2 protein-coding genes and 1 pseudogene are annotated in these 3,520 nt (G+C 75.8%); 2 read left to right on the top strand and 1 reads right to left on the bottom strand.

Annotated elements, in window-relative coordinates; translation table 11 throughout:
• Nucleotides 1–254 precede the first annotated feature (254 nt).
• Entirely contained in the window at nt 255–1,019 is a 765-nt protein-coding gene (locus ACSNOD_RS29765) for an SLATT domain-containing protein (RefSeq protein WP_436770189.1), read from the bottom strand.
• Between the two features lie 299 nt (nt 1,020–1,318).
• Between ACSNOD_RS29765 and purD the strand changes: the two genes are divergently transcribed.
• Nucleotides 1,319–2,560, top strand: a complete 1,242-nt coding sequence (gene purD / locus ACSNOD_RS29760) for a phosphoribosylamine--glycine ligase (RefSeq protein WP_436770188.1) — start codon at nt 1,319–1,321, stop codon at nt 2,558–2,560.
• A gap of 365 nt (nt 2,561–2,925) precedes the next feature.
• Nucleotides 2,926–3,520, top strand: a pseudogene (locus ACSNOD_RS29755) (hypothetical protein); the annotation flags it as partial.

Genomic DNA, 3,520 nt, shown 5'->3' with positions numbered 1-3,520 from the left:
GCCAACCCGCCCGCCGCGCCGGCTCCTCCAGCGCGGTGGGCCGCGCGGGAGGAGCCGGCCGTCACCGCCGGCTACGACGACAGCCCGTACGCGCGCGAGCGCCATGTCTGGCTCGGGCTGCACGCGGCCGTCACCCGCAGCCTCGGCCAGGGCTCAATGATCGTCTTCAGCTGACGGCCGGCGGGCGGACCCACCGCCGGCCGCCGGCCGATCGGAACGACCGTCCTCAGCCGGGCCGATCGGGACGAACGACGTCAGCGGGGCGCTTCCGGCGGCCGCTGCCGCGGCATGTTCGGCCGCGTCCCGGGCGGCAGCGGAAAGCGGCTCGCCGACTGCCCGTTGGCGTCGGCCCGGTGCGGCTGCCCCCAGTGCGCCATCGACTGGGTGCGCAGCGGCCCCGAGCGCGCCCGGAACTCCACCATCCAGTCCGCGGTCTCCGCCCGCACCAGCTCCGACACGTCCTCCGCGAACCGGCGCAGCACCAGCAGGCACCGCTCCGCGGCCTCGCTCGCCGTGCCCTCCGTCGGGCCGAGCACCTCGCGCACGCTCTCCGACGCCCAGTCGAACTGGAGCTGCTCCAGCCGCCGCTGCACCGCCTGCGCCGTCGCCACGTCGCGCATCCAGCCCGAGGTCAGCCCGAAGAACCGGTCGCTGCCCGCGCAGGCCGCCGCCAGCAGCAGCGCAAGATAGCCCCAGCCGGTGCCCGAGTCGATCACCCCGGACAGATCGAGCAGCGGCAGCGCCAGCCCCAGCACCGTCGAGCCCGCCGCCACCAGCCGCAGCACCCGGGCGGCGCGCCGCTTGGCGTGCCGGCGCTCCAGATACCAGTCGACCGTGCGCAGCGCCCGGCCCTCCACCCAGCGGTACAGCTCACCGAGCCGCTCCGCGGGCTCCCCCCAGTCCCCGAGCGGGAAGGGGCGGCCCAGCAGATCCCCCTGCCGACGACCCACGTCCCCCCGCACATCCCCTCGAGCATCCCCCCGAGGAGGTCCCTCGGGCTGCATCTCCGGCTGACTCACCCGTGTGCTCCTCTGGACCTCTCGCACCGCTGATACCGCTGATACGCACGCCCGGAGAAGCCCCGCCCTCGGGCTCCGTGGCGTACGGCGCCCGAGGCGCAGCCCTCTTCCTACCGCCGAACGGATGGCGGCAGGCCCCGGAATTCCGGAAATCCGCCCGGAAGTATTGCGTGATCAGGCGCAGAACACCACCGGAGCTCACTCCAAGGAGTGAGGCCCCGCCCCCGCCGCCAGGAGCGTCGGCGCGGTCCCCGGGGTCGCCGGGCCCGCCGCGCGCCCCGGCCACTACCCTGAGCCGGGTGAAGGTCCTCGTCATCGGCGGCGGCGCCCGCGAACACGCCCTGTGCCGCTCACTCTCCCTCGATCCCGACGTCACCGCGCTGCACTGCGCCCCCGGCAACGCCGGGATCGCCGAGGTCGCGGAGCTGCACCCGGTAGACGCGCTGGACGGCGCGGCGGTCGCCGACCTGGCCTCCTCCCTCGGCGCCGGCCTCGTCGTCGTCGGGCCGGAGGCCCCGCTGGTCGCCGGGGTCGCCGACGCCGTGCGCGAGCGCGGCATCCCCGTCTTCGGCCCCTCCGCGGAGGCCGCCCGGCTGGAGGGCTCCAAGGCGTTCGCCAAGGACGTCATGGCCACCGCCGGCGTCCCCACCGCCCGCTCCTACGTCTGCACCACGCCCGAGGAGATCGACGAGGCCCTCGACGCCTTCGGCGCGCCCTACGTCGTCAAGGACGACGGCCTCGCCGCGGGCAAGGGCGTCGTCGTCACCGAGGACCTGCAGGTCGCGCGGGAGCACGCGCTCGCCTGCGACCAGGTCGTCATCGAGGAGTACCTCGACGGCCCCGAGGTCTCCCTCTTCGCCGTCACCGACGGCGAGACCGTCGTGCCGCTCCAGCCCGCCCAGGACTTCAAGCGCGCCCTCGACGGCGACGAGGGTCCGAACACCGGCGGCATGGGCGCGTACTCCCCGCTGCCCTGGGCCGACCCGAAGCTGGTCGACGAGGTGCTGGCCACCGTCCTCCAGCCCACCGTCGACGAGCTGCGCCGCCGCGGCACGCCGTTCTCCGGCCTTCTCTACGCGGGCCTCGCCATCACCTCGCGCGGCGTCCGCGTCATCGAGTTCAACGCGCGCTTCGGCGACCCCGAGACGCAGGTCGTCCTCGCCCGCCTCAGGACGCCCCTCTCCGGGCTGCTGCTCGCCGCCGCGAACGGCACCCTCGCCACGTTCCCGCCGCTGCGCTGGAGCGACGGCGCCGCCGTCACCGTCGTGATCGCCTCGCACAACTACCCGGGGACGCCGCGCACGGGCGACCCGATCGAGGGGCTCGACGAGGTCTCCGAGGCGGAGCCGCACGCGTACGTGCTGCACGCGGGCACGGCACGGCGGGAGTCCGGCGAGGTCGTCAGCGCGGGCGGGCGGGTGCTGTCCGTCGTCGCGACGGGGGAGACGGTCGCCCAGGCGCGCGAGCGGGTGTACGCGGCGGTGAGCCGGGTGCGGCTGGACGGCGGCCACCACCGCCGCGACATCGCCGCGTCGATCTGACCGACATTGATCCGAGCGACGTCGAGCCGGCCGAAGCCGATCCGAGCGACGTCGAGCCGGCCGAAGCCGATCCGACCGACGTCGAGCCGGCCGAAGGGGCCCTCACGCGGAAGTGAGGGCCACCCCACCCCCATCGGGTGACCGCTGCCTCATCCGGCTGACGCCCGCCCCGCCCCCAACTAGTGTGCGGCCAGTGCGTCCGGCAACTGGCCCACCGGCATTGCGGTTGGATGCGCCGGTGCCACAGTGGGGATGACGGACGCCGGCGCCGGCGGCGGCGCCGACATGCGTCGAACACCGGTGCGGCGCCGGGCATCAGCGGCCACCACCGCGGCGAGCGACTCAGCAGGGGGTGAACTTCGATCGTGTCCCACCCGGCCGGTGCGGAGGCAGGCACGCACTTCGCGCGCTCCCGAGCCCTCGCGGTCCTGCGCATCCGCAGCACCGCGCTGGCCGCGGCCCTGTTGCCGGCGGCGATCGCGGTGATCCTGTACGTGGCCGCGGCGACCGGCCGGCTCACCGCGCCCGGCTGGGACGTGGTGCGCTGGGCGAGCCTGGCGGCCGCGGCCCTCGCCCTGCTCCTCGCCTCCGTCGTGACGGCGGTCCTCGTAAGGGCCAGGCCGGCGGTCAGCCCGACCGTGCCGATCCCGGAGGAGACCGCTCCGGAGCTGTATCGCCTGGTCAGGGATCTCGCGGAGCGCCTGGACGTGCCGGCTCCGTCGGCGATAGCCCTGACGCCGGACTGCGACAGCTGGCTGGAGGACCGCACGCACCGCGCGCACAGGGCGGCCCACGCCCACCGCAGGAGCCGTGCCGCCCGCGACGCCGGGGGCACCGGGAGCACCGGCGGCCTCCGGGGTGCCGGAACCGCGCGTACCGCCGGAGCCGCCGGCACCCCCCGCGTCCCACGCCCCGCCTCCGTACCGGCGAGCGCCGGCACCGGCGCGCGGGGCGTGGGAC

The organism is Streptomyces sp. URMC 123 (assembly GCF_051386515.1).
Lineage (GTDB): Bacteria > Actinomycetota > Actinomycetes > Streptomycetales > Streptomycetaceae > Streptomyces.
Note: the sequence above shows the minus strand (reverse complement) of the source record. Positions and strands in the feature narration are given on the sequence as shown.